The sequence below is a fragment of the Planotetraspora sp. A-T 1434 genome (genome assembly GCF_025420585.1).
In the GTDB taxonomy this organism is placed as follows: Bacteria; Actinomycetota; Actinomycetes; order Streptosporangiales; family Streptosporangiaceae; genus JAOEGB01.
The window spans coordinates 39,401-63,966 of the sequence record NZ_JAOEGB010000030.1 but is presented as its reverse complement, the minus strand read 5'-3'; the positions used below and the strand labels follow the sequence as shown (position 1 = coordinate 63,966).

General features: G+C 69.3%; 20 protein-coding genes. 11 read left to right on the top strand and 9 right to left on the bottom strand.

From position 1 onward, the window contains the following. Nucleotides 1–412: 412 nt before the first annotated feature. Nucleotides 413–3,163, bottom strand: a complete 2,751-nt coding sequence (locus N5079_RS30150) for an ATP-binding protein (protein WP_261587554.1) — start codon at nucleotides 3,161–3,163, stop codon at nucleotides 413–415. 173 nt (nucleotides 3,164–3,336) lie between these two features. Between N5079_RS30150 and N5079_RS30145 the strand changes: the two genes are divergently transcribed. From N5079_RS30145 to N5079_RS30135, 3 genes are all read left to right on the top strand, one after another. Then, nucleotides 3,337–3,750, top strand: coding sequence for a cupin domain-containing protein (locus N5079_RS30145; protein WP_261587553.1), 414 nt, complete (start codon nucleotides 3,337–3,339; stop codon nucleotides 3,748–3,750). Between the two features lie 82 nt (nucleotides 3,751–3,832). Further along, on the top strand, nucleotides 3,833–4,861 hold the full coding sequence (locus N5079_RS30140; RefSeq protein ID WP_261587552.1) for a DUF4331 domain-containing protein: 1,029 nt from the start codon (nucleotides 3,833–3,835) through the stop codon (nucleotides 4,859–4,861). Between the two features lie 26 nt (nucleotides 4,862–4,887). Then, a complete protein-coding gene (locus N5079_RS30135) occupies nucleotides 4,888–6,513 on the top strand; it encodes a SulP family inorganic anion transporter (RefSeq protein ID WP_261587551.1) in 1,626 nt (541 codons plus the stop codon). A 129-nt stretch (nucleotides 6,514–6,642) separates the two neighbouring features. On the opposite strand, the gene N5079_RS30130 is transcribed toward N5079_RS30135, so the two are convergent. From N5079_RS30130 to N5079_RS30105, 6 genes are all read right to left on the bottom strand, one after another. Beyond that, a complete protein-coding gene (locus N5079_RS30130; protein WP_261587550.1) occupies nucleotides 6,643–7,209 on the bottom strand; it encodes a hypothetical protein in 567 nt (188 codons plus the stop codon). 7 nt (nucleotides 7,210–7,216) lie between these two features. Beyond that, nucleotides 7,217–9,085, bottom strand: a complete 1,869-nt coding sequence (locus tag N5079_RS30125; protein ID WP_261587549.1) for an AfsR/SARP family transcriptional regulator — start codon at nucleotides 9,083–9,085, stop codon at nucleotides 7,217–7,219. A 68-nt stretch (nucleotides 9,086–9,153) separates the two neighbouring features. Continuing rightward, nucleotides 9,154–9,771, bottom strand: coding sequence for an FMN reductase (locus N5079_RS30120; protein WP_261587548.1), 618 nt, complete (start codon nucleotides 9,769–9,771; stop codon nucleotides 9,154–9,156). Then, a complete protein-coding gene (locus tag N5079_RS30115) occupies nucleotides 9,771–10,844 on the bottom strand; it encodes an LLM class flavin-dependent oxidoreductase (protein WP_261587584.1) in 1,074 nt (357 codons plus the stop codon). The genes N5079_RS30120 and N5079_RS30115 overlap by 1 nt, the downstream gene beginning before the upstream one ends. A 5-nt stretch (nucleotides 10,845–10,849) precedes the next feature. Next, nucleotides 10,850–11,800, bottom strand: coding sequence for an NmrA/HSCARG family protein (locus tag N5079_RS30110; protein WP_261587547.1), 951 nt, complete (start codon nucleotides 11,798–11,800; stop codon nucleotides 10,850–10,852). Between the two features lie 270 nt (nucleotides 11,801–12,070). Beyond that, complete coding sequence (locus N5079_RS30105; protein ID WP_261587546.1) at nucleotides 12,071–13,108, bottom strand: alpha/beta fold hydrolase; 1,038 nt, start codon at nucleotides 13,106–13,108, stop codon at nucleotides 12,071–12,073. Between the two features lie 216 nt (nucleotides 13,109–13,324). Between N5079_RS30105 and N5079_RS30100 the strand changes: the two genes are divergently transcribed. The 3 genes from N5079_RS30100 (at nucleotide 13,325) to abc-f (ending at nucleotide 16,375) form a co-directional block, all read left to right on the top strand. Continuing rightward, entirely contained in the window at nucleotides 13,325–13,864 is a 540-nt protein-coding gene (locus N5079_RS30100) for a CGNR zinc finger domain-containing protein (RefSeq protein WP_261587545.1), read from the top strand. Then, nucleotides 13,861–14,439 carry a GNAT family N-acetyltransferase gene (locus tag N5079_RS30095; protein ID WP_261587544.1) on the top strand — a complete coding sequence of 193 codons (579 nt, stop codon included), beginning with the start codon at nucleotides 13,861–13,863 and terminating at the stop codon, nucleotides 14,437–14,439. Before N5079_RS30100 ends, N5079_RS30095 begins: the two co-directional genes overlap by 4 nt. A 301-nt stretch (nucleotides 14,440–14,740) precedes the next feature. Further along, nucleotides 14,741–16,375 (top strand): ribosomal protection-like ABC-F family protein, encoded by a 1,635-nt coding sequence (abc-f, locus tag N5079_RS30090; protein ID WP_261587543.1) that lies wholly within the window; start codon nucleotides 14,741–14,743, stop codon nucleotides 16,373–16,375. 98 nt (nucleotides 16,376–16,473) lie between these two features. Here abc-f and N5079_RS30085 read toward each other — a convergent pair whose 3' ends face one another. Continuing rightward, entirely contained in the window at nucleotides 16,474–16,644 is a 171-nt protein-coding gene (locus N5079_RS30085) for a hypothetical protein (RefSeq protein ID WP_261587542.1), read from the bottom strand. Nucleotides 16,645–16,840: 196 nt separating this feature from the next. Here N5079_RS30085 and N5079_RS30080 point away from each other — a divergent pair, with 196 nt between their 5' ends. From N5079_RS30080 to N5079_RS30070, 3 genes are all read left to right on the top strand, one after another. Then, a complete protein-coding gene (locus tag N5079_RS30080) occupies nucleotides 16,841–18,445 on the top strand; it encodes a GMC family oxidoreductase (RefSeq protein WP_261587541.1) in 1,605 nt (534 codons plus the stop codon). A gap of 29 nt (nucleotides 18,446–18,474) precedes the next feature. After that, nucleotides 18,475–18,927: a hypothetical protein gene (locus N5079_RS30075; RefSeq protein ID WP_261587540.1), complete on the top strand. Its 453-nt coding sequence runs from the start codon at nucleotides 18,475–18,477 to the stop codon at nucleotides 18,925–18,927. Nucleotides 18,928–19,001: 74 nt separating this feature from the next. Then, nucleotides 19,002–20,459, top strand: coding sequence for an NAD-dependent succinate-semialdehyde dehydrogenase (locus N5079_RS30070; protein ID WP_261587539.1), 1,458 nt, complete (start codon nucleotides 19,002–19,004; stop codon nucleotides 20,457–20,459). A gap of 85 nt (nucleotides 20,460–20,544) precedes the next feature. Here N5079_RS30070 and N5079_RS30065 read toward each other — a convergent pair whose 3' ends face one another. Continuing rightward, on the bottom strand, nucleotides 20,545–21,924 hold the full coding sequence (locus N5079_RS30065) for a ricin-type beta-trefoil lectin domain protein (protein WP_261587538.1): 1,380 nt from the start codon (nucleotides 21,922–21,924) through the stop codon (nucleotides 20,545–20,547). A gap of 547 nt (nucleotides 21,925–22,471) precedes the next feature. On the opposite strand from N5079_RS30065, the gene N5079_RS30060 reads away from it, so the two are divergent. Then, entirely contained in the window at nucleotides 22,472–23,437 is a 966-nt protein-coding gene (locus N5079_RS30060; RefSeq protein ID WP_261587537.1) for a transporter substrate-binding domain-containing protein, read from the top strand. A 77-nt stretch (nucleotides 23,438–23,514) separates the two neighbouring features. Next, on the top strand, nucleotides 23,515–24,564 hold the full coding sequence (locus N5079_RS30055; RefSeq protein ID WP_261587536.1) for an amino acid ABC transporter permease: 1,050 nt from the start codon (nucleotides 23,515–23,517) through the stop codon (nucleotides 24,562–24,564). Nucleotides 24,565–24,566 lie beyond the last annotated feature (2 nt).

Below are 24,566 nucleotides of genomic sequence, written 5' to 3'. Positions count from 1 at the left end.
GGACATACACGGGATGATCTTCCGCGTCCAGCGACGTCAGCCCCCAACAGCGCAGGTCAGCGACCGCGGCGGCAGGGCGGGATCGACACAACGCCACCGTGACAGGCATCCCTTGGGGATCTCGGCTGCCGCTTGCCCGTCCATGTCCGCAGAGCCGCCCTCCGTCGTGCCGTTAGCGCGCCATTGAAGAGGGTAACGAGGGGCAACCAGCCGCAGGTCAACCCCGCTATGAGCCGTGGTCCAGGCGATTTCCAGACTGACAGCGCGGGTTCCGTTTCCGTCACCTGCTCACCTCGCAAAGGCCCAGGTCAGCGCCGCGCCGCCGCCCGGACCGGCCTCACGCTCGCCTGACGATGGCCATCCTCCGTGCTCAGCTGAGTGATCAACGGTCGGGCTCGCTGCTCATCCTGACTCAATCGGAGACGAGGGCCCGGCCAGTAAGGGCGGCGCCAAGCTCCGCCCGCGACGTGATGCCGAGCTTGGGGAAGACTCGGTATAGGTGATTGCCGATGGTGCGGTGTGACAGGTAAAGCTGCTGGCCGATCTCTCGGTTGGTCAGCCCGTCTGCGGCCAACCGCGCGATCTGCCACTCCTGCGGCGACAGCCGGTCCAGCGCGCCCTGCACACGCTGGCCACTGTTCTCACCCGCGGCGTCCAGTTCCTGACGGGCGCGCTCGCCGCCGACGAGCTCGCCGAGCGAATCGAACAGATCACGAGCGGTGCGCAACGGCGTGCGGGACTCCACCACGTACTGGCGTCGGCGCAGCCAGGACCCGTAGGCCAACAGGAGCCGGGCGCGATGCAGCGGCCATACCGTCAGGTCGGCGCTCAGCGCCTTGCCGAACAACGCCTCGGCCTCGTCGTCCTCGGCCACCATGGGCGCCGCGACGGCCAGACCCGCCCGCAACAGCGGAGAGCCGCCGGTCGCCGCCTCGCGGCTGAGCTCGTCACACACGGCCCGCGCGGCGTCCTGATGACCGCTGAGACAGGCAGCGACGGCGTAGTCGGCCAGGGCCCACGTCCGGAACCGTGCGTGGTAAACGAAGTCGAGCGGGTCAAAGATGCGCGCCAGCTGCTCGTACGCCTCGTCGTAACGCCCCTGACCGAGGGCGGCGACGCCCCTGGCGAGCTGCACCTGGGCGAGCATGTGCCGGACTCCGGCGCTCGCGATCACTCGCTCGGCCTGGCCGGCCAGGTCGGCCGCGATGGGGGCCTGGCCGCGCCGACCGGCCACGATCGCCGTGACGAGCTGTGTGCCCGTCGCCCAGAAGGGGCCGCGCGTCTCGGTCAGCAGCCGGCCGCCTTCGTCGGCCGTGGCAGCCGCGACCTCCAGCCGACCCAGATGGACGGCCGTCCACGCCTGGGCGAGCAGGTTCTCGCCTAGTGCTCCGAGCTGGCCGTGCGCCCGCAACCCCGCGCCGGCGGCCTCGTGGAACATGAACGCCCGCTCGCTGTCGCCGACGGCCTGCGCGGCCAGGCCGAGGACGTAATCCCGCACCGGGTCGCCCGCACCGGGCGGGCACCGGCGCAGGCGGTCGAGGACCACCGCCCCACGTCCGGACGGATCCGACAGCGCCAGGATGTTCAGCAGCCGCGGATCGTCCTCGGCCGCCGCGGTGGCCTCGGCCACGTCGGCCAGGCGGCGGTAGGCGGCCGGGTCCGGGTTGTACCACCAAGCGCGCATCGCCAGGCGGACCAGCGCGTCCAGCGTCACATCGGTGCCGCCTTCGCGCCACATCCGGTCGGCCAACTCGGCGAAGGCATCCAGCGGCGGCTTACCGCTCCGGCTGGACGGGGCGATGATCTCCCGGAACCACAGCAGCTGGATCCGATCCCCTGGATGCAGATCAAGGGATGCCGCCTCGTCGAGCAGCCGCATCGTGGTCTGCGACCGGCCGAGCTCGTGAGCCTGTTCGGCGGCGCGGAGCAGAAGGCTTCCCTTGCGCGCGGGCGGGCGCGCCAGCTCGGCCGCCCTGGACAGCGCGGCAACGGCCACCGACGCAGTGCCGTCACGATGGGCTCGCGCGGCGGCCTGCTCCAGCTCGGCGGCCACCTCGTCGTCCGGGCCCACCGTGGCCGCCGCCCGGTGCCAGACCCGGCGCTCGGGAGCCGCGGCCAGCACATCGGCCAGCGCCCCGTGCATCTGCTGGCGCCGGCCCGCGCCCGCCGCTTGGCTCACCGCCGAGCGGATCAGCGGGTGCCTGAACCGCGCCCGCTCCGGGCCGAGCTCGACGAGCCCGGCCGCCACCGCCGGTTCCAGGTCGGCGGCAGAGATCGGGGCTCCCGCCGCTCGGCTCGCGGCCTCCAGCGCCTCGGCGAGCTGCTCGCCGTCGTCGAGCGCGAGTGCCAGCAGTGCCGTACGGCTCGCCTCGGGCAGAGCAGTCAGACGGGCAGCGTACGCACTCTCCAGCCTGGCGGTCAGCGGTAGCCACGTGGGCAGGTCGGCCTCGCCGGAGATGCTCTGTAGCGCCTGAGGCAGCTCGACCAGCGCGAGCGGGTTGCCGACCGCCTCCTCCAGCACCCGGCGGCGGACCAGCGGGTCCAGCTGGCCGTGCGCGTCCAGCAGGGCGGCAGCGGACGTGTCGTTCAATGGCCCGAGCTTCAGCTCGGGCAGGCATCCCGTGCCCATCGGGCCGGGGTCGCCCTCCTCGTCGCGGCATGCGGCCACCTGGACGACCGGGTCGGCCTCGAGCCGGGTGCCCAGGAAGGCCAGCACCTCGCAGGTCGGGTAGTCCAGATACTGGACATCGTCGGCTACCACCAGCACCGGCGCCTGCCGGGCGCACTCGCCGAGCAGGTCCAGTGTCGCCAGTCCGATGAGGAAGATGCCGGGGTAGGGCGCATCGGTGAGCCCGAGGGCGTTGCGCAGAGCATCCCTTTCGCGGGACGGCAACCGCTCGGCGTACCGGCGCACCGGCCAGAGCAGCTGGTGCAGGCCGGCGAACGGAAGGTGCGACTCTCCGGCGACACCGACGCAGGTCAGCACGTGCATGCCGCGGTCGCGGGCGCGGCCGGCAGCCGCCTCCAGCAGAGCGGACTTGCCGATTCCCGGTTCTCCTCGCACCAGCAGTGCCCCGCCGGTCGGGGGCTTAGCCGATGCGCGGTCGAGCAGCGAGTCCAGCACCGCCATCTCGGCCTCTCGCCCGAACAATGCCCGCGTCACAGCTTCCCCACCAGCGCTAATGCCCCTACTCCATCTTCGTTCCAGGGGGCAAAACGAATCAAATCGACTTGATGGCGGGTGGCGGTTCAGTCACGTGACTCAAGCCCGTGAGCACGGCCGCAGGTTAGCTTCGCACCATCACTCAAGCCCTGTGGCAACGAATGGAGAAGACCATGGACGCACTCGGTACGACCGCGGACGCCAAGGGAGAACCCGTCCCGGAGGGACTGAGGTCGCTGTTCAACCACCCCGACGACGTGCGGGTACAGCATCTCCCGTGCGAGCTGCCGAATTTGGACTCGCTGGCGGTGCACTTCGGCGCGGGGGCGAGGACCGTGCCACATGTCCATCACGGTGGTCAGCACCTGGTCGTCGTGGAGGGCGTGGGCGTGGTCGGCGACGAGAACGGCGTCCACGTCGTGCGGGCAGGCGACGTCATCAGCAACCCGCCCGGCGCCTGGCACTGGCATGGCGCCACCCCAGATCACGAGATGACCCACGTGACGTTCGAGGCCCCCGGCGACTTCGACATGAATGTCGAGCGCCGCGACTGGGAGCACACCTACGGCCCCGACCTGGGCGCGTAAGCCATCACCCGTGACCTGGGCAGCCGACCCGCCGCCCAGTTCGAATCGCCCCGCATGCCGTACACGCAAAAGGAGAACTGTCATGTCCCACCACCTTGACTCCCCGCTCGCCCGGCAGGACCCACGGCTGAACATCACCGACCAGTACGTGTTCGACGCCGACGCGAGCACGGTGCTGATCATGAACGTGCGGACGTCGCTTGCCAAGGACGGGCATGCCGAGCCGTTCCACCCCGAGGCCCGCTACGAGTTCAAGATCCACCTGGACGGCCGCACGAGGGAGGACATCACTTACCGGTTCGCCTTCGGCCGCGCGGAGGACGGCACGCAGCCCTTCAGCGTAGAGCGGCTGACCGGCGCCGCGGCAGGCGATGACACGGCTGACGGGACCGTGATCGCCCGGGGACGCACCGGCCAGACGCTGACCACGGAGGAGGGGGGCCGGGTCTGGGCCGGAGAGGCCGTCGATCCGTTCTATCTGGACCTGACCCAGCTGGATGCCGTCGACCAGACGATCCTGCACGGCGGGGACGCCGACCTCACCCATTGGGTGGACGGCGTCGCCAACGACACGTTCGCCGGGTCGACGGTCTACTCGATCGTGCTCACGGTGCCGTTCGCCGCCGGGGAGTTGCACGAGGGACGGCAGATCGCGACGTGGAGCACCAGCAAGCTGGCCACCGACGCGGGCGGCTGGCGGCAGGTGGGGCGCACCGGCCTGCCGATGATCTGGCCGCTCTTCCGCGACGCTGACACCGACGCGGCGAGCCATGCCAACGAGACCCACCCTGCCCACGACGCCGCCAACTACGGCTCGGCCATCTACGAGTTGGTGGCTTCGGTGGTACGCCGCCGGGGCACCTCCGACCGCCCGGAGGTGTACGCCGCGAACCTCGTCGGCCGCATCGTCCCCGACCTGCTGGGCTACGTGGTGGGAACGCCGGCGCTGTTCGGGTTCGCGAAGTTCAACGGTCGCCGGCTCGCCGACAACGCGGCCGAGATCATGTTCTCGCTCGCGACGAACTCCGGCATTCCCGGTGGCCTGAAGGCCGGCGACCTCAAGCGCAGCCAGGAGGTATTCCCCTACATCATCCCGGCGTCCGAGCGATAGGCGCGGGGCCGGCGGAAAGGTGCAAGATGCCTGTCCCCAAAGTCCTCGGGGTGGAGATCGTCGCCGCGCTGACCGCCGTGGCGCTGCTGGCGCCCGAGACGGTGGCGTTCGCGCAGATCGCAGGGGTCCCACCCGCCTACGGCCTGGCCGCCGCACCGCTGTGCGTGCTCGCGTACGCGGTGCTCGGCCGGTCCCGGCGGCTCGTCGTCGGCGCCACCGCCGCCACCGCGGTGATCTCCTCCGCCGCAGTGCTCGGCCTGTCTCCCGATCCCGTGCAACGGATGAGGCTGGCGGCGGCGCTGGCCCTGGCGACCGGCGCACTGCTGGTCGTCACGGGCCTGCTCCGCTGCGGTTTCATCGCCCGCTTCCTCGCGCCGGAGGCCCTGCGCGGTTTCCTGTTCGGGCTCGCGGTGGTGATCGTCGTCCGCCAGGTCGCGGTGCTGGTCGACGTGGAGACCCGTGCCGGCGACGTCTTCGTGCGCGCCTGGGATGTGGTGCACGCCGTACCGCGATGGAACCTCGCCTCGCTGGCGACCGGGCTCGTCGCGCTGCTCGCGCTGGTTGTGCTGGAGACCTGGTTGCCCCGGGTTCCAGCCACGCTGCTCGTCCTGGTCGTGGCCGCCGCCGCGTCCTCCGCGCTGCAACTGGAGCGGCACGGAGTCCGTCATGTGGCGGATGTGCCAGCGGGCCTCCCACGGTTACGCCTGCCTCAGCTGAGCGCGGGGGAGTGGCTGGGCCTGGTCCCGACCGCGGCCGGACTCGCGTTGATCGTCTTCGTGCTCAGCCACGGGGTCGCCGAGCGCCTGCGCGACGCCGACGAGGCGCCGCTGAACGCGGACCGCGAGATGATCGCTTCGGGAGTCGCGAACCTGCTCGCCGGGATGTTCGGCGGCCTGGCTGTCAGCGGCAGCCCGTCGGCGAGCAGCGCGGCGCGCGTGGCGGGTGGCGGGCGGACTCGCTGGATGCCGGTGCTGTGCGCGGCGCTGCTGCTCCTGGTCGCCCTGGCGCTCGCACCGGCGTTCCGGCTGCTGCCCGAGCCGGCGCTCGCCGCAGTCGTGATCACGGCGGTGCGTCCCTTCCTGGCACTCGATCCCCTGCGGACGTACCTGGTCCGCGACCGCCGCGGCTTCGCCGTCGCCGGATCGGCCGTCCTGGGCGTCATGATGTTCACGCTCATCCCGGGGTTGCTGATCGCCGTCGTACTGTCATTGCTGATCTTCATCGCCGACACGAGCCGACTGCGGGTTTCTGAGCTCGGCCGGACGCGCGACGGGACCGCCTACCTGGCAATAGAGCGTTTCCCCGACCTCGTCAGCACGGACGGGGTGACGATCCTGCGCCCCGACGGGCAACTGTTCTTCGCCAACGTCGACCGTCTGTCCGCGGCGGTGGATGCCGAGCTCGCACGGGACGACCGGGCGCATGACGCGCTCGTCCTCGACCTGGCTGCCAGCTTCGAGCTGCGGCTCAACGTCATCGACGCCCTGATCGACATCCGTCGGCGAGTGGAGCATCGTGGCCGCGTCCTGATGTTCGCCCACCTCTACCTCGACGCCCGCGACGCGATCGTCGACAGCCCTCTCGCCGGCGTCCCGGCCTTCCCAACCCTGGACGCCGCCGTCGAAGCCAGGGGTGTGAGCGCGGGTCAATGAATGCGCGATGGGCGAGGCCGCGCGTGGCGAGCCATCGGACGACCCATCAACCACCAGGCCCGCAGGAACCCATCCACGGGCGAGGGTCGCTCGGTTCAGAGTGGCGTGGCTGGTCAGGGGCGCGGAGTACTACGGTGTCCGCGCAGGTTCGCGGGGTGCATCGGCGAGGCCTCGACGGCGAAGGGCGACCAGAATGTACGCGGCGAAGGCATACGCGGGGCCGTACAGGAAGGGCGGGATGCCGACGCCCGTGCCGTTCCTGTAGCAGGAGTAGTCCTCAGGCAGGCCCATGAGGTCGCTCGGTGGGCACTGGGTCAGGCTCGACCAGGGGCCGACAACGTTGGCGGCGACGTTGATCGCCGCGAGGACGCCCAGTACGACGGCCACGACCAAGGTGATCCGGTCCTGCCACCGTCGCCGGAGCAAAGCCGCGACGCCCATCACGGGCACAGGCAGAGCGAAAGCGAGTATGACTGTTTCCGTGTCCCAGAGCGCCCGCATGGCGGTTATGCCCGCAGAGCCCAGGTAGCCGACGCCGAGAGCTTGAGCCAGAGGATAGATCCCGATCCCGTCCACGACCTGTATGTCGGAGTAGAAGAGCCCGGTACTCGCGATGAGCTCACCACCGAACCAGGCCAGGATGGTGGGGAAGAGTGCGAGCAGCGCAGCCGCCGACCACCAACGCCATACCCGCATCTGTCCCCTAGATCTGAAGGCGCAGTCGCTCATTGAAGTGGTGTCCGGCGCCAAACCGAGCCTCCTCCGCGCTGTAGAACCGGGCGAGCCTGGTCAGCGCCGCCTGGCTCGCTTCAGGACCGTCGTCGGCGAACGCGCGGCTGCGGGCGAAATTCCACAGTGGCTCCTGGTAGTAGTACCGGTCCGGGCCGCCAGGCTCCAGCAGGTGCATGTCCACGAGGGACTCCAGCAGCGCCGAGGTGTCGCCGGGCGGCAGGTCCAACAGGGCCGAAGCGGCGGCGAGCGAGACGTCCGGCCGATCCGCCAAGGAGAGCAGGCGGAACGCCATCGCCTGCGCGGGTGACAGCTGCTCCATCGCCGAGGTGTACGGCCGGTCGATGGCCGCGCAGTCCGGCGGGAGCACTGGCGAGCCGGGCTCGGGCCTGGCGAGCCGTTGCCTCGCCTCCGCGATGCTCCAGCCCGGCCGGGCGGCGACCCGCGCGCCGACCACCTGCAGCACCTGCGGCAGGCCGGCGGTGTTCCGGACGATCTCGCGGATGTCCGCCTGCTCCGGGCGCACCCGTTCGACGCCGATGAGCCGTTCCAGCAGGGCGACCGAGTCGTCCTCGCTCAGCCCGCCCAGCTTCAGCCAGTGCGCGTACGCCAGGCCGTACAGCCGCTGCCGCGCAGTGATCATCACCGCGGACCCGCCTGGGCCGGGCAGCAGCGGCCGCACCTGCTCGGTGTCGCGGGCGTCGTCCAGCACGACGAGCAGCCGGCGGCCGGTGGTCAGCGTCCGCCACAACGCCACCCGCTCGCTGAACGACTCGGGCAGCCCCGCGTACGGCACGCCGACGCCACGCAACAGCTCGGCCAGCGGCTCGCCGGCCGCGCCGAGGTCGACGAACAGCTGACCGTCTGGGAAGCTCGCGGCGACCACATGCCCGACGTGCACGGCGAGAGTGGTCTTGCCGATGCCGGCGAGCCCCTCGACACCGACCACCGGCACGCTCGCGCCGGACGGGGTCAGTGCGTCGGCCATACGAGATTTCGTCTCGTCTCGGCCGACGAAGTCCGGCAGGTCCGGCGGCAGCTGCGCGGGGATGCGCGACGGAGTTACCGCCAGCGTCGGGGCGGCGGTAGCGGCCAGCGCCGGGTCCGACACGAGGATCCGCCGCTGCATCTCCCGCAGGTCCGGGCCGGGGTCCAGGCCCAGCTCGTCGGCGAGCAGCCGCTGGACCTCCCCGAACACGGCGAGCGCGTCGGCCTGCCGGCCCGACCGGTACAACGCGAGCATCAGCAGCTCGCGTGGCCGTTCCCGCAGCGGCTGCTCGGCGATCACCTCTGCCAGCTCGGCGGCCGCCTCGACGGGCCTGCCCGACTCGATGTCAGCCGCCGCCAAGTCTTCGATCACCGTGAGCCGCAACTGCCCGAGCCGGGTGCGTTCGAATTCGGCGTACTCGCCGTTGACGCCGGCGAGCGGCGTGCCGTGCCACAGATCGAGCGCGGTGCGCAGCGCGGTCGCCGCGGCGGGCGCGTCACCGGCGCGGCGGGCCTCCCTGGCGACCCCGAGCTGCCGCTGGAACTCGGTGAGGTCGAGCTCCTCGGCCCGCACCGCGTAGCCGCCGCCGACCGACTCGATCACCGCCGCCGGGTGGCCGGGATCGAGCACGCGGCGCAGCCGGGACACGTACGAGCGGACCATGCCGATCGCGGCGGGCGGCGGAGCGCCGCCCCAGATCGCCGTGACCAGTTGGTCGGCCGAGGCGGGCGTGCCTGCCTGTAGCAGGAGGATCGCGAGGATCGCCCGCTGCTGCGGGGAGCCAAGATCGATCTCAACGTCCCCGCGCCAGGCACGCACCGGACCGAGCAGCTCGAACCGCAGCTGTTCGCCCACCAGACCTCCTCGGGAACCGACCGCACACTCAAGCGGCGCAACCGCCGGCGTACGGCCGATATTCCGGGTCAGCCCGCATTGAGGAGGTCTTCGAACGGCGTCGGCTCGAACGGATCTCGGCCAACCGGCGCATCTCGCCGGTGGATCTCCGCGGCGAGCTGAGCCGCGGCCCGGTCGATCCGGCGGGCCAGCAGGTCCGGGGCGGCCGCGCCGCCCCAGTCCTCCGGCGCCGCGAACACCGAGGTCGGCACCACCACACCCCGCAGATAGGTGAACAACGGCCGCAGAGCGTGCTCCAGCACGAGCGAGTGCCTCGCGGTGCCGCCGGTCGCGCTGATCAGCACCGGCTTGCCCGCCAGCGCCTCGCCGTCCATCATGCCGAGGACGTCGAAGAACGTCTTGAACATTCCGCTGTAGGAGGCGGCGAACGTGGGCGTCACCGTGATCAGCCCGTCGGCTCCCGTCACCGCGTGGAGCGCATCCTGGAGCTCCGGGGACGGGTAGCCTCTGACCAGGTTGTTGACCAGGTCGTGCGCGTGGTCGCGGACCTCCACCACGCGCACCTCGGCCTCGTCGCCCAACTGGCGCAGCTCCCGCTCCGTGGCCGCGGCCAGCCGGTCGGCGAGCAGCCGGCTCGACGACGGGAGGCCGAGCCCGGCGGACACAACGGCGATGGTGCGCTTCATCAGGCTCTCGCCGCCTTCAGTGACTCGTGCGTCGGCGGGTCCGGGATGTGCGCCGGACGCACTGCCGCGAACTCCTTACGGAGCACGGGGACGACTTCTTCACCGAGCATTTCGATATTCTCCAGCACCGCCTTGTGGGGCAGGCCCATGCCGTCGACGTTGAACAGCTGGCGCTGGTAGTGGCCGAAGTGCTCCCGGAACTGGAGCGTCGTGTCGATGACCTCCTGCGGGCTGCCCACCACCAGCGGCGTGTACCGCATGGTCTCCTCGAGCGACGGCCCGTTGCCGTACGCCGGGGAGTTGTCGAAGTACGGCCGGAACTCGGCGATCGCGTCCTGGGAATTGCGCCGCATGAAAACGTGCCCGCCGAGCCCGACGATCGCCTGGTCGGCCGGCCCGTGCCCGTAGTGCTCGAACCGGGTGCGGTACAGGTCGACCATCTGCCGGGTGTGCTCTATCGGCAGCAGGACGTTGTTGTGGAAGAACCCGTCGCCGTAGTAGGCGGCTTGCTCGGCGATCTCCGGGCTGCGGATGGAACCATGCCAGACGAACGGCGGCACGCCGTCGAGCGGGCGGGGGGTCGAGGTGAACGCCTGCAGCGGCGTGCGGAACCTGCCCTGCCAGTCGACCACGTCCTCGCGCCACAACCGGCGCAGCAGCGCGTAGTTCTCCACCGCGAGCGCGATCCCGTCGCGGATGTCCTTGCCGAACCACGGATACACCGGGCCCGTGTTACCGCGGCCCATGATCAGGTCGATCCGGCCGTCCGCGAGGTGCTGGAGCGTCGCGTAATCCTCGGCGATCTTCACTGGGTCGTTGGTGGTGATCAGCGTCGTCGACGTCGACAGCAGGATCTTGCTGGTCCGCGCCGCGATGTAGCCGAGGATCGTGGTGGGCGAGGACGTCATGAAGGGCGGATTGTGGTGCTCGCCCGTCGCGAAGACGTCGAGGCCCACCTCCTCCGCCTTCAGCGCCATCTCGACCAACCGCTTGATCCGCTCGTACTCGGTCGGAGCGCGCCCGGTCGTGGGATCGGGCGTGATGTCGCCAACCGTGAAGATGCCGAACTGCATGGCTGTCATCGCAGGTCTCCGAACTTGTCGTGGTTGGCGGCGAGCCAGGTGGCGAAGTCCTGCAGCCGCGGGTTGAGCTCCCGCACCTTTTCGGGGTCGCGGACGCCGGCGAACGCGTCCTCGTGCTCGGCGTAGAAGAAGAACATGTTCGCGGCGTCGTCGGCGCCCGGGAACGACATCGCGCGCACCACGTCCAGGCTCATCGGCCGGTAGACGACGTTCTCGCCGAGTTCCTTGCCGAACGCCGCGGCGTACTCCTCGCCGGTCAGGTTCTCGCCGGAGACGTTGACCGTCTGCCCGGCCAGCCCCGTGCCGCGCTCGAAGATGCCGAACGCGGTGCGGCCGATGTCCTCGGCCGCGATCCCGGGGAGCCTCCGGTCGCCCATCGGGAGGTGGAGCGCGAGCGTGCCATCCTCACCGCGCGCCGGGCGGAAGAGATCGAGGAACGCCTCGAAGTAGAACGTGGTGGACAGGAACGTGGTCGGCACACCCGCGTCGGTGAAGAACGAGTCGGCCTCGCCCTTGCCGTCGAAGTGCGGCACCTTGTACTTGCCGTGCAGCGTCGGCACGCGATCGTCGTGGAGCGGGATGTGCTTGCGGGTGTCCGGCAGCGTCGACCAGATGACGTGCTGGAGCCCTGCGGCCTTGGCGGCCGCGGCCATCGCGCGGGCCTGGGCCTGCTCACGCTCTACGGACTGGAGCTCCCAGAACGCGGTGACGAAGTAGGCGCCGTACGCGCCCTGCAGTGCCCTCGTCAGACTGGCCTCGTCGTCGGCGTCCGCGGCCACGACCTCGGCGCCGCGGTCGGCCAGCGCCTTCGCGGCGTCCGAGTCGGGCCGCCGCGTGAGCGCGCGGAGGGCGAACCGTCCCGCCGGGTCGTCGAGGATGGCACGGGCCAGACCGCCGCCCTGCTGGCCGGTGGCGCCGACCACGGCGATGATCTTCTTGTCGGTCATCGGGAGCTACTCCCCCTGGGTCACCTGCGATCGGTCGTTCCGATCACGTCCCCATGGAAGCGCCCCGGCATTGACACCTCGTGCACGTCTGCTTCACGTGCCGTCCACGCCTGTCGCGCCGCAGATCAGAAGCGGGCCGGGCGCACCTTCCGGGCGCTCGCGTACCGGGTCGCGCACCCGTACGGCCGGCGGCGGACGGCGTGAGACAGTCCGCAAGGCATAAAGAGGCCAGAGAGCTGTAAGGCCGGAGTTATGTAACTCTAATGCCGATCAAAACCCGTCGACTTCGACGACGGCTTCGGCGAAGGCTTCGGGTGCTTCCTGCGGCAGGTTGTGACCGATGCCCTTCAGAGTTCGGTGGGCGTATTTTCCGGAGAACTTGTTGCGATAGGACGCGCCGTCGCCGGCAGGCGTAAAGGGATCCAACTCACCGTCGAGGGTGATCGTAGGCACTGCGATGACAGGACCTTCCGCGAGTCGCTTTTCGAGACGGTCGTATCGTGGGTCACCTTTCGCCAGACTCAGGCGCCACCGGTAGTTGTGAATCACGATGCTGACGTAGTCAGGATTGTCGAAGGCCGCCGCGGTGCGATCGAAAGTGGCATCGTCGAAGTCCCACGTCGGGGAGACATTCTTCCAGATGAGCCTCGCGAAATCGTGCCGGTTCTCCTCGAGGCCGAGCCGGCCCCGTTCCGTGGCAAAATAATACTGATACCACCACGCCGACTCGGCCTTTGGTGGCAATGGCAGCTTGTTCTTCTCACGGTTGGTGATCAGATAGCCGGTCACGGACACCAGGGCCTTACAGCGCTCGGGCCAGAGCGCCGCGATGATATCGGCCGTCCGCGATCCCCAGTCGAAACCGGCCAGGATCGCCTTTTCGATCTTGAGGGCGTCCATCAGGGCGATGATGTCGAGAGCGATCACCGACTGCTGCGCATTCCGGAACGTGTGGCTTGAGAGGAAGCGCGTCGTACCATGGCCGCGGAGATACGGGACGATCACCCTGTAGCCCTCCGCCGCCAGCAAAGGCGCCACGTCGACATAGCTGTGAATGTCGTAGGGCCAGCCGTGCAGAAGAATCACCGCAGGACCTTCGACGGGGCCCGCTTCCGCGTATCCGATGTTCAGGACGCCGGCATTGATCTGTTTCAGCGAGCCAGGAGACGTGTTCGTTCCCGGCTTGATTCCGGGCAGAACCGCTGGTTCTTTCCTGTCGAGCGTGGCCCCCGAGAGCATGGGCAGTGAAGCCGCGACCGCCCCTGCGGTGAGCATCTTGGAAAACGTTCGCCTGTCGATCTCATTCACCTTTCTGTGAAAGCGTTCCGGTCGCGGACGCAAGCCGGATGACTTGATGGCGCGGCGACGGGGCTGGATTCGCCGGCTCGCCCCCTTCCCGAACGGGATGCGCCACGATGCGCCCCCCTTCCTCACTGCCCGGATGAGACCCGCACGTCCGTGCCTCATCAGTTCAACTGCTGACGATAGTTGCATGGCCGTCCGTCAGCGGTCAAACTAATGACCATGGAACACGCCTTCCCCTGCGGCAATCCGGCGCTCGATTTCGTGGGAACGCTGCGTGCGCGACGCAACGCAGCGCCCCTGGAAATGCTCAAATCGGCGCGGAGCCTCGACGCGTGGTTCCGGGAGTCCGGAGTCGTCGACGGCGACACGAACTGCCAACCGTCGGATGTCTCCCAGGCGGTGACACTCCGAGAGGCGATCTACTCGCTCATCGCCGCGAGGTTGGCGGACGAGAGTTTCAACGAGAGCGCGCTCTCGCTCGTGAATCGCGCAGCGCGCACACCCTCCACAATCCCGCAGCTCACCTCCGCGGGGCGCCGGATCGAGGCCACTCCGGAGCAGGCGATGTCGTCCGTCGCGCGGACCGCCATCGACATCCTCAGCGGGCCGGAAGCCCTGCTGCTCAGGGAGTGCGGCAGACCCGGGTGCACGCAGGTGTACATGGATCGTTCGCGTGGGTCACGCCGAGAATGGTGCGGCACGAAATGCCGTAACAAGGTGAATGCCGCCGCCTACCGCGCTCGCAGGAGAGAAAGTTGACCACGACGGTCACCACACGACCTGGGTTCTCCGTGACCTTGCGCCCGATCACCATGCGTGATCAGGACGAATTCATCGAACTGGTACGTGCCAGCGTCGACCTGCACCATCCGTGGGTGTCCCTGCCCACCACACCGGGGGAATTCCAAACCTACCTCCGGCGATTCGACGACCCTCTGTCCGCCGAATGCCTACTGGTGTGTGTGCGGGACACCGGCGCCATGGCGGGCATCATCAACATCAACAGCATCATCCGCGGTCGCTTTCAGTCGGCCTCTCTCGCCTATGCGGCCTTCGCTTCCACCGCCGGCCGGGGGTACATGTCCGAGGGTCTCGGCCTGGTGCTGCGCTACGCCTTCGAGCAGTTGCGCCTCCACCGGCTGGAAGCCCAGATCCAACCCGGCAACCACGCCTCCCTGAAACTGGTCCAACGCCACGGTTTCCGCTACGAGGGTTGTTCACCCGACTTGCTGTTCATCGACGGCGCATGGCGGGACCACGAACGGTGGGCAATCACCAACACCATGATGGGCATTGTTCCCAGCGCCCCACATCCAGGCCTGCCCATCCACTGAGGGCCCTCCATCCGGATGGTTGCCGCATGGATCACGTACGCGGCTCGGCGTCGCCGTCGGTCAGGAGGCCGGCAGGAGGCGTCGGCGAACGAAGCAGGGGCTCTCGGGCTGATAACGTATTGGGGCAGTAATGGCGGAACGGAGCATGACATGGCAGGCGACGACGACATCTCCGGGTGATCCCGGATCTCATGGCCATCGGTGACGCGCAGATCGCGTGACCGCCGTTGGCGATGTCCTCGTGTCCTGACCATTTCGCCGGACGGGCTTCGCCGTGCCGGCCGAACGCGAAAGCGATTCGATGTCCGACGCCCTCATCAGGGTTTCCAACCTGTCCTTCTCCTGGCCCGACGACACCCCGGTGTTCGAGGACCTCTCTTTCACCATCCCGGCAGGACGCACCGGCCTGGTGGCGCCCAACGGCGCGGGTAAGAGCACACTGCTCAGGCTGATAGCCGGTGCGCTTCGCCCGGCCGCCGGATCCGTCACGGTGGAGGGAGTGCTGGGCTACCTGCCCCAGACGCTGCCGCTGGCCGGCGACCTGACCGTGGCCGAGGTCCTCGGGATCGCCCCGGTGATCGCGGCGCTTGACGCCATCGAGTCCGGAGACGCGAGCGAAGATCACTTCACCACGATCGGCAACGACTGGGACATCGAGGAGCGCACCCGCGCCCAGCTTGACCGGCTCGACCTCGGGGACGTCACCCTCACCCGGCGCCTGCACACCCTCAGCGGCGGCCAGGTCGTCTCCCTCGGCCTGGCCGCACAGCTGCTCAAGCGGCCCGACGTCCTGCTGCTCGACGAGCCGACCAACAACCTCGATCTCGACGCACGCCGCAGGCTCTACGGCGTGCTCGAGGACTGGAACGGCTGCCTGCTGCTGGTCAGCCACGACCGGGCACTGCTCGACCTGGTGGACCGCATCGCCGAGCTCGACCGGGGCGAGCTCCGGTTCTACGGCGGGAACTTCACCGACTACGAGGAAGCCGTACGCGCCGCGCGGGAGGTCGCCCAGAAGAACGTCCGCAACGCCGAGCAGGAGGTCAAGCGGGAGAAGCGAGAGATGCAGCAGGCCCGTGAGCGGGCCGCGCGCCGGGCCGGCAACGCCGCCCGCAACCTCAAGAGCGCCGGCCTACCCAAGATCTTCGCCGGGACGATGAAGCGGCGCGCCCAGGAGTCGGCGGGGAGGTCCAACGAGACGCACACCGCGCGGGTCAGCGACGCCAAGGCCCGGCTCGACGAGGCGAGCCGCGCCCTGCGCGACGAGGACAGGATCGCGCTGGAACTGCCCGGGACCAACGTCCCGGCCGGACGTACGGTCTTTCTCGGCGAACGGATGCAGGTCCGCTACGGTGAGCGGGCCCTGTTCGCCGGGGAGGGCGCCGACCTGGTGATCCGGGGGCCCGAGCGGATCGCTCTGACCGGCCCCAACGGTGCCGGCAAGTCGACCGTGCTGCGCGTGGTCAACGGCGACCTGGAGCCGGAGAGCGGCGGGACCAGGCGGGCCGACGGCCGGGTCGCGTACCTGTCGCAACGGCTGGACCTGCTGGATCTCGACCGCACGGTGGCGGAGAACCTGGCCGCGTTCGCGCCCGGAATGCCGGAGGCGGACCGGATGAACCTGCTCGCCCGCTTCCTGTTCCGGGGCTCCCGCATCCACCTCCCGGTCGGGGCGCTGTCCGGCGGCGAGCGGCTGCGCGCCACCCTGGCCTGCGTCCTGTACGCCGAACCGGCGCCGCAGTTGCTCCTCCTCGACGAGCCGACGAACAACCTCGACCTGGTCAGCGTCGCCCAGCTCGAAAGCGCCCTGCAGTCGTACCAGGGCGCCTTCGTGGTGGTCAGCCACGACGAGCGGTTCCTGGCCGAGATCGGAGTGACCCGCCGGCTGCGGCTGTCCGGGGGGCGTCTGCTCGATGCGAGCGCCCCCGGCGCATGAGGCGCTCAGCCGTTCAGGGCGGATGCCGGAGGCGTCTTCGACGCCCGGCCGTCAGCTGACAGCGTGGCGACCGCCTCCTGGTTGCGGTCGTCGACGCTTCAGGCGGTCGGCGCGGCGGCCGGGGTCTCGGCCAGAATCCCCACGCGGTCGGCGAGCACGGCCTCCTCGACGACATTGCGGATCACCTGCGCGTACGGCAAGCGGTTCCCGTCCGCGCCGACGGTGACATCCCCGAACGTGTCCATCGCGAACCCAAGTGGTGCGGACATCCCTCGCCTTTCTTTACAGCCCTCTACAGCCCTCTGCGGTGCATGCGGTAGACGGAGAACCACGGCGCGACGGAGAGGTTCCGCGCGGAGCTGACCCGGCGCCGGGGAGCGGTGGGGATCACCTCCTTGCCACCGTTTGGGCGCTTTCATATGGTGGCGGGAAAGCGGTTTCCGAGGCAGCGCGGAAGAGGACAGCATGGAACAGGCCGAGGTTCTGATCATCGGTGCCGGGGCGTCGGGCGGTGTCGCGGCCACCGCGCTCGCGGACGCGGGTTTCGATGTGCTGTGCCTCGAACAGGGCACGTGGCCCGACCGGGCCGAGTTCCCCGCGCAACGGGTCACCTACGAACTCGAGGCCCGCAAACAGTGGTCGGGCAGCCCGAACGTACGGCGGAACGCCGGCGACTACCCGATCGACGACGGCGACTCCGACATCGTGCCGCTCATGTACGCCGGTGTCGGCGGCAGCATGACCCTCTATGCGGCGGACTGGCCCCGGCTCCTGCCGTCCGACTTCCGGGTCCGGTCGCTGGACGGCGTCGCCGACGACTGGCCGCTGCGCTACGCGGACCTGCGGCCCTATTACGAGCGCACCGACGTGGCCTTCGGGGTCTCCGGTGCCGGCGGCGACCCGGCCTACCCGGACGGGGCGGAACCGCCGCTGCCGCCCCTGCCCATCGGCCAGACCGGGCTGCGGATGGCCCGCGCGCACGACCGGCTCGGCTGGCACTGGTGGCCGGCGGCGCAGGCCGTACTGTCGGCTCCCTACGCCGGACGCCGGCCGTGCGTCCAGTACGGCGCATGCATGCAGGGCTGTCCCGAAGGAGCCAAGGCGTCTACCGACCTGACCCACTGGCCGGCCGCCATCGGCAAGGGCGCCCGGCTCATCACGGAGGCGAGGGTGGCCCGCATCCTCGTCTCGCGCCAGGGCCTGGCGACCGGCGCGGAGTTCGTCCGTCCCGACGGGTCGTGGGACATCGCGCGCGCCGACGTCGTCATCCTGGCCGCCAACGCGGTCGGCACGCCCCGGATCCTGCTCAACTCCGCGTCGCCGCTTCACCCGCAGGGCCTGGCCAACTCCAGCGGCCTGGTGGGGCGGCGGCTGATGGTGCACCCCTTCGCCAACGTCATGGGCTACTTCGACGACGACATGGCCAGCTGGAACGGGCATGTCGGAGCCAAGATCACTTGCTACGAGTTCTACGAGACCGACCCGGACCGCGACTTCGTACGGGGCGCCAAGTGGAGCCTCGCGCCGACGGGTGGGCCGCTGAACGCCGCACTGCCCACGCGAGCCGGCGAGGACGCGTGGGGGCCGGAGCACCACGAGCACGTGCGCCGCCACCTCGGCCGGACGATCAGCTGGGGCATCTTCGGCGAGGACCTGCCGGACGAGTCGAACGCCGTCGAGCTCGACTCGTCCCTCACCGACTCCTCCGGCATCCCGGCACCGAAGATCACCTACAAGGTCGGCGCGAACTCGCGGCGGCTGCTGGACTTCCACATCGCGCGCGCCACCGAGTCGCTGCGCGAGGCAGGCGCCTATGACATCGCCACGGAGTCGCTGATGCGCTACTCCGGCTGGCACCTCCTCGGCACGGCCCGGATGGGCGCCGACCCCGCGACCTCCGTGGTCGACGAGTTCGGCCGGAGCCATGACGTGCCGAACCTCTACGTGATGGACGGCAGCGTGTTCGTCACGTCGGGTGGCGTGAACCCGACGAGCACCATCGTGGCGCTCGCCCTGCGGTCGGCCGAGCACCTGGTCGCCAACCGCAGGCAGCAGCGGATCCCCGCCTGATGGCGGGACGAGTGAAGGAGGCTGCGGAAATGACCACACAGGCGGTTTCCGTCGACGTCGCCGGCCCCGCCGACGAGCCGGCCGTACCGGACGAGTGCCGTGACTGGCTGCGGCGCGTCGCCGACCTGCTGATCCCCGCGTCGGAGACCATGCCCGCCGCGAGTGACGCGGGCGTCGCCGCCCGCCAGCTCGACGTGGTGCTCAGGAGCCGGCCGGACCTGACCCACCATCTGCTGCGCGCATGGACGCTCACCGTCGACACCGATCCGCCGGAGGTCATGGCCGAACTCCGGGCGCTCGACCCCACCGCCCACGACGCCCTCTGCCTCATCGTGGCCGGGGGCTACTACACCAACCCGCGTGTCCGCGGGCTGCTCGGGTACACCGGCCAGCAGCCGCACGTCGTCGGCATCGCCGAGGACATCGACGAGGAGCTGCTGTCGCGCGTGATCGAGCGCGGCCCGCGCTACCGCGAGGCCTAGTGCCCTCACCGCGCTCCCTTTGACCGCACTCCCTTCAACTGCACCGCGGTACCGACAACCCGGCAAGGACTGATATGACCAGCGAGACCCAGGGCCGCACCGAGACCCCCATCCAGACCCGCACCATCGACACCGTCAACCCGTCCACCGGGCGCCCTCTGCGCTCGTATCCGGCGTTCTCCGAGGAGCAGATCGACCAGGCGCTGGCCGACGCGTACGGCGCGGCGCGTGCGTGGCGCGGTGTCGCCGTCGAGGAGCGGGCGAGGCGTCTCGGCGCGGTCGGGGGCGTTCTCCGGTCGCGGCGGGAGGAGCTCGCCCGGCTCATCACCGCGGAGATGGGCAAACCGCTGCCCGAGGCGCTGGCGGAGATCGACAAGTGCGCCTGGCAGTGTGACCAGTACGCCACGTCGGGAGCCGAGCTCCTGAAGCCCGAGCACATCGAGACCGCGGCGGAATCCAGCTACATCGTCTACGAACCGCTGGGCGTCGTGCTGGCCGTGATGCCGTGGAACTTCCCGTTCTGGCAGCTCTTCCGGTTCGCCGTGCCGGCGATGCTGGCGGGCAACACCGTGCTGCTGAAGCACTCGCCGAACGTCACGGGCTCTGCCCTCGCGATCGAGGAGGTCTTCACGGCGGAGCTGCCGCGCGGGGTGCTGCGCACGCTCGTCGTGCACGAGAGCGACGTCCCGGCCGTGGCCGACCGCCTCATCGCCGACAGCAGGATCGCCGCCGTGACCCTCACCGGGTCGACCCGTGCGGGCGGCCACGTGGCGGCAGCGGCCGGAAAGGCGCTGAAGAAGAGCGTGCTCGAACTCGGCGGCTCCGACCCGTTCGTGGTGCTCGCGGACGCGGACCTGCGGACGGCCGCCGTTCACGCGGCGAAGTCCCGTCTGATGTGCGCCGGTCAGACGTGCATCGCGGCCAAGCGGGTGATCGTGCACGCGGATGTCGCCGACGAGTTCGAGCGCCTCTTCGTCGACGCCATCGCCGCCGCGACCGTCGGCGACCCCACGGCCGAAGGCACGAGCGTGGGGCCGCTCGCCCGCGCGGACCTCCTGGACCACCTAGAGCACCAGGTGCGGGAGTCCGTCGCGCAGGGCGCGAAGGTGCTGTGCGGCGGCGAGCGGATCGACCGCGAAGGCAACTTCTTCGCGCCGACGGTCCTGACCAACGTCACTCGGGACATGCCGGTCTTCTCCGAGGAGACCTTCGGCCCCGTCGCCGCCCTGATCCGCGTCCAGGACGATGAGGAGGCCATCGCCGTGGCGAACGACACGGAGTACGGCCTGGCGGCCAGCGTCTGGAGCCGGGACGTCGAGCACGCCCTCGCGGTGGGTGGCCGGATCGAGTCCGGGTGCCTGTTCGTGAACTCGTTCGTCTCCTCCGACCCGCGGGTGCCGTTCGGCGGCATCAAGCGCAGCGGGTACGGCCGGGAGTTGGGGGCGGCCGGCGTCCGGGAGTTCACCAACGTGCGAAGCGTCTGGATCGCGCCCACGGCCGCCCAGCAGCCCACCGCCGCCGCGACGGAGTGACCGGCCGTCGCACCCGCCCGCCACGCACGCCACGCACGCCCGGCCACCGCCTCGTGACGGTGGCCGGGCTGCTACGACGAGCTGATTAGAAACCGGCGGTTATGCGGGTGAAGTCCCAGTTGTTACCGGACAGGCCGCTGCAGGTCTCCTGAAGGCCGCCGCCCGCGCACGGACGGTCGCGGTTGACCGACCAGAACGCCAGGCGGGTGAGGCCCTTGGAGTTGGCCCAGTCACGGATCTGCGTCCAGGTGGACTGGGTCGTGATCTCGTTCTGGTCGGACACGCCGTTCATGCCCGAGATGCCCATGTGCGCGTACGCCTGGGCGTCGGTCCAGCCCCACGCGTTCTTGAGCGCGGTCTTCAGGCCCTCGGCCGCGTTGACCGTGCTCTGGTACATGTTCGCGCCGCCGCCGAAGTCGAACGGCATGATCGTGTAGTTGTCGATGGGCACGCCGAGCGCCCGGGACTGGTTGATCAGCCGGGTGCCGTCGCCGTCAGGCCCGCTGGTGGTCGTGCCGAAGGTGAGGGCGACCTTGACGTTGGGGTTGTTCTGCTTGACGATCTTCAGGCCGCCCAGGATGCGGTCCTGGACCGTGTAGTTCTGGAACTCGTCGGTGTTCTCGATGTCGAAGTCCACCACGGCGGGGCCGACGGCGTTGATGACCTGCTGCACCGCGCCGGCGAAGGCGGAGGACGACGAACAGTTCGGGCCGAGCTTGTTGCCCGACCAGCCGCCGAAGGAGACCTGGACGCTGCCGCCCGCCCCCTTGATCGACGAGATCGTCTGCGCGTCCACGCCCCCGGTGAGCGGGCGGGAGCCGTCCCACATCGGCGTGCAGCCGCCCCCGGAGAGGATGAACGCCATGGTGAAGGACTTGATCCCGGTGGCGCTCATCACCGAGGTGGCGCTGGGCGGGCTGCCCCAGCCCATGTAGAGGTACGGCGCGCCGGGCATCTTGCCGGGCGGGGGTGGCGGCGGCGGGGTCGTGCCGCTGGGCAGCGTCCACCGCTGGTTGGCGCCGGCGAAGCAGTCCCAGATTTGGAGCGGGGTTCCGTCGGCCGAGCTGGGTCCGGTGGCGTCCAGGCATTTGCCGAGAGCGCGCAGCGTGCCATCGGAGCCGGCCGTCCAGTTCTGCGCCGCCGTGCCGTTGCAGTCCCAGATCTGCACCTTCGTGCCGTTGGCGCTGCTGGCGGCGGCCACGTCCAGGCACTTGCCGAGCGCCCGGATGGTGCCGTCGGTGCCCACGGTCCACTGCTGGGCGCCGGTGCCGTTGCAGGTGTAGAGCTGCACCTGGGTCCCGTTGGCGCTGCTGGCGGCGGCCACGTCGACGCACTTGCCGCCGTAGCCGGTGATCTCTCCGGTGGCCGCCCACGCGGGGACGACGCCGGTCGCGACGAGGGACAGGGCGGCCACCAGCGCGCCCACGAGGAGACGCAGGTGGCGGCCGGAGCGTTGCGATTTCATGGGGGCGTGTCTCTTTCTCCGAGAGAGGCTTGACTTGAACTAACCTCCGAATTAAGGGCTTGAGAACCTCCCTTGGTCCGCCTTCCCGCAGCCCGCGACGGGCGGCCCCGATACTGACAGGAAGGTTTCTTATTTATTTTATGGTCTGAATTTAAAGCTGGCCGGGCACGGTGAGTCAAGAGGCAAGTTGCCGGCCGCACTGCCGTCAGGTTGGATCTCGGTTCTGCCGGGGTCGGAGACCCCGTGCCCGCCGACGCCGGCCGAGAGGCGGATCCTGGGTCCCGGACAGGAGGCCCGTGAGCCGATCCAGGCGACGCCGGGGGCCTGTGGAACCTCCGCCCGCCCGGCGCGCCTGACGGGCCTCCACGCCGGCCGGGGCGCGAAATCAATCCCACAGCCGAACACTTCAACCGGCCGCGCCAAGATCCAGAATACAGCGGTTAGCATCGCTAATCCTCAGCGCAATATTGGCGCGCGCTTATCGTCTGGACACTGCATCCGGCGCCCGTGAGACTCGCAGCACAGTGATTGCCCTCAGCCGCGGCGGATGGAAATTCGACAGCACAACGGTCTATCACTTGTTGCAGCACCCCGAAAAAGCGCGACCCCCCGGTCCGGAGTGGAACACCCAAACTGGGATACCACGCCGGGAAGCATGGAAAGGCAAGCGATGACCACGAAGCGCATTTCTCTGGCCATCGGCGCGGTGTTCCTCACTGCCCTCACCACGGCGGCATGCGGAAGCTCCGACCCGGCCGCCGGAAACAAGTCCGGAATCGAAACCGTCAAGCCCGGCGTGCTGACCGTGGTTTTCGCGGACTTCCCTTACCCCGGCTTCATCGAAGGCAGCGACCCCACCGCCCCGACGGGCGGCTACTTCGTCGACCTGACTCAGAAGATCGGCAAGGACCTCGGCCTCAAGGTCGAATACAACAAGATCGACTTCACGGCCATGATCGGCGGCCAGGCGAAGAACTACGACATTTCAGCCGACACGTTCTCGATCCTTCCGGAGCGCGTCAAGAAATTTGATATGACCACTCCGATCTGGTCCGACCACATCGCGATCGCCACCAAGAAGGGCGTTGACGCGAGCACCGCCGACAAGATCCGAGGGCTGAAGCTGGGCTCCTGCGGAGCCTGCGACACGTCCCAATACATCAACAACGTGATCAAGCCCAACGTCAAGCCTCTGGGCTTCGACGAGGACCAGCAGAAGTACGACGCGGTGATGGACGGCCGCATCGACGGCGCCCTCGGCAACCTGCCGACGATCCTTTCCAAGATGCAGACCCCCAAATACTCCGGAATGCAGGCCGCCTGCCAACTGCCCGAGGAAAGCCAATACGCCTGGATTCTCAACAAGGGCGCAGCGGTCTTCCCCAAGGTTCAGGACCTGCTGAAGAAGTACCAGGCGGACGGAACCATCAAGGCGATGCAGGAAAAGAACGTCCTGCCCACTCTCGGTGGAGTCGATCCGGCTTCCGTGCCGACATGCCCGTCGTTCGGCTGATGCCGGCCTCTGCGGCCGGCTCCGGCCGGCCATCGAAGAAGTGATCACGCGGGAGAGCCCGGCCGTCATCCCCCGGGATGGCCGCGCTCTCCCGCCGAGCAGGGAAGCGAACCATGGATCAAACCATTGAGAATCCGGCGCAGTCGCCGGACGGCCTGTTGGTCGTCGGGCAGGTTGATTCTGATGGCGACAACGCACCGCACGGATTCCCGAGCATGATTCCACCGATCGTGGCAACGGTGCTGTTCCCGCCGGTGGGGCTGGTCTCCCTCGTCAACGCGGTCAGATATCGCAGGTCGGTGCGGGAGGGGAAGCCCGCCGTCGCGCAGGCCTTGAGGGCACGGAATTGGGCCACATACGCGTTCGGCGCGGCCCTCACCACCCTCATTGTGGTGGCGGTCGCGGCGTTTCTCCTGCTCAACGATCACGCCGTGCTGCGTGCGTATTTCGACCTCGACGCCCTCAGCAAGAGCATCCCGGACATCGCCGGCGCCTTTGTCAGCAACCTCACCGTCTCCATCACGGCCGAGATCGGCATCGTGATCTGGGGCCTTGTTCTCGCGGTGGGCCGCTCCCTGCCCGGCCGGGCATATCTCCCCATACGACTTATCGTCGTCGGCTATATCGACCTGTTCCGCGCGCTTCCCGGCCTTCTGACGATCCTTCTGATCGGGTTCGGACTGCCCGCCACCGGCATCGGCTTCTTCGCAACCATGTCGCTGTACCAAACGGGTGCCATAGCCCTCATCGTGGTCTACGGCGCCTACGTCGCCGAGATCTTCCGCGGAGCGATCGACGCGATTCCGAGCGGGCAACTCGCCGCGGCGCGTTCCCTGGGCTTCGGATATTTCGGCGCCATGCGCCACATCATCTTGCCCCAAGCGATCCGGTCGACTCTGCCCTCGCTGCTCAACTGGTACATCTCCGTGCTCAAGGACACGTCGCTGCTGTCCGTGCTCGGCCTGGTCGAAGGCCTGACGACGGCGAGGATCCAGGTCACTTTCATGTCCAACCTGAGCCCCCTGGTGGGGGTCTCCCTGTGCTTCCTTGTCGTCACGCTGCCGCTGTCACGGCTCACGGACTACATCATCATGCGCTCAGCGCGTAAGCGCCAGGGAAAGGCGTGAGT

What these genes read in the sequence shown, in the direction of transcription:
- N5079_RS30145 (WP_261587553.1), top strand. Translation starts at nt 3,337, where the DNA reads ATGGACGCACTCGGTACGACCGCGGACGCCAAGGGAGAACCCGTCCCG.
- N5079_RS30140 (WP_261587552.1), top strand. Translation starts at nt 3,833, where the DNA reads ATGTCCCACCACCTTGACTCCCCGCTCGCCCGGCAGGACCCACGGCTG.
- N5079_RS30135 (WP_261587551.1), top strand. Translation starts at nt 4,888, where the DNA reads ATGCCTGTCCCCAAAGTCCTCGGGGTGGAGATCGTCGCCGCGCTGACC.
- N5079_RS30130 (WP_261587550.1), bottom strand. Translation starts at nt 7,209, where the DNA reads ATGCGGGTATGGCGTTGGTGGTCGGCGGCTGCGCTGCTCGCACTCTTC.
- N5079_RS30120 (WP_261587548.1), bottom strand. Translation starts at nt 9,771, where the DNA reads ATGAAGCGCACCATCGCCGTTGTGTCCGCCGGGCTCGGCCTCCCGTCG.
- N5079_RS30115 (WP_261587584.1), bottom strand. Translation starts at nt 10,844, where the DNA reads ATGCAGTTCGGCATCTTCACGGTTGGCGACATCACGCCCGATCCCACG.
- N5079_RS30110 (WP_261587547.1), bottom strand. Translation starts at nt 11,800, where the DNA reads ATGACCGACAAGAAGATCATCGCCGTGGTCGGCGCCACCGGCCAGCAG.
- N5079_RS30100 (WP_261587545.1), top strand. Translation starts at nt 13,325, where the DNA reads ATGGAACACGCCTTCCCCTGCGGCAATCCGGCGCTCGATTTCGTGGGA.
- abc-f (WP_261587543.1), top strand. Translation starts at nt 14,741, where the DNA reads ATGTCCGACGCCCTCATCAGGGTTTCCAACCTGTCCTTCTCCTGGCCC.
- N5079_RS30085 (WP_261587542.1), bottom strand. Translation starts at nt 16,644, where the DNA reads ATGTCCGCACCACTTGGGTTCGCGATGGACACGTTCGGGGATGTCACC.
- N5079_RS30080 (WP_261587541.1), top strand. Translation starts at nt 16,841, where the DNA reads ATGGAACAGGCCGAGGTTCTGATCATCGGTGCCGGGGCGTCGGGCGGT.
- N5079_RS30075 (WP_261587540.1), top strand. Translation starts at nt 18,475, where the DNA reads ATGACCACACAGGCGGTTTCCGTCGACGTCGCCGGCCCCGCCGACGAG.
- N5079_RS30070 (WP_261587539.1), top strand. Translation starts at nt 19,002, where the DNA reads ATGACCAGCGAGACCCAGGGCCGCACCGAGACCCCCATCCAGACCCGC.
- N5079_RS30065 (WP_261587538.1), bottom strand. Translation starts at nt 21,924, where the DNA reads ATGAAATCGCAACGCTCCGGCCGCCACCTGCGTCTCCTCGTGGGCGCG.
- N5079_RS30060 (WP_261587537.1), top strand. Translation starts at nt 22,472, where the DNA reads ATGGAAATTCGACAGCACAACGGTCTATCACTTGTTGCAGCACCCCGA.
- N5079_RS30055 (WP_261587536.1), top strand. Translation starts at nt 23,515, where the DNA reads ATGGCCGCGCTCTCCCGCCGAGCAGGGAAGCGAACCATGGATCAAACC.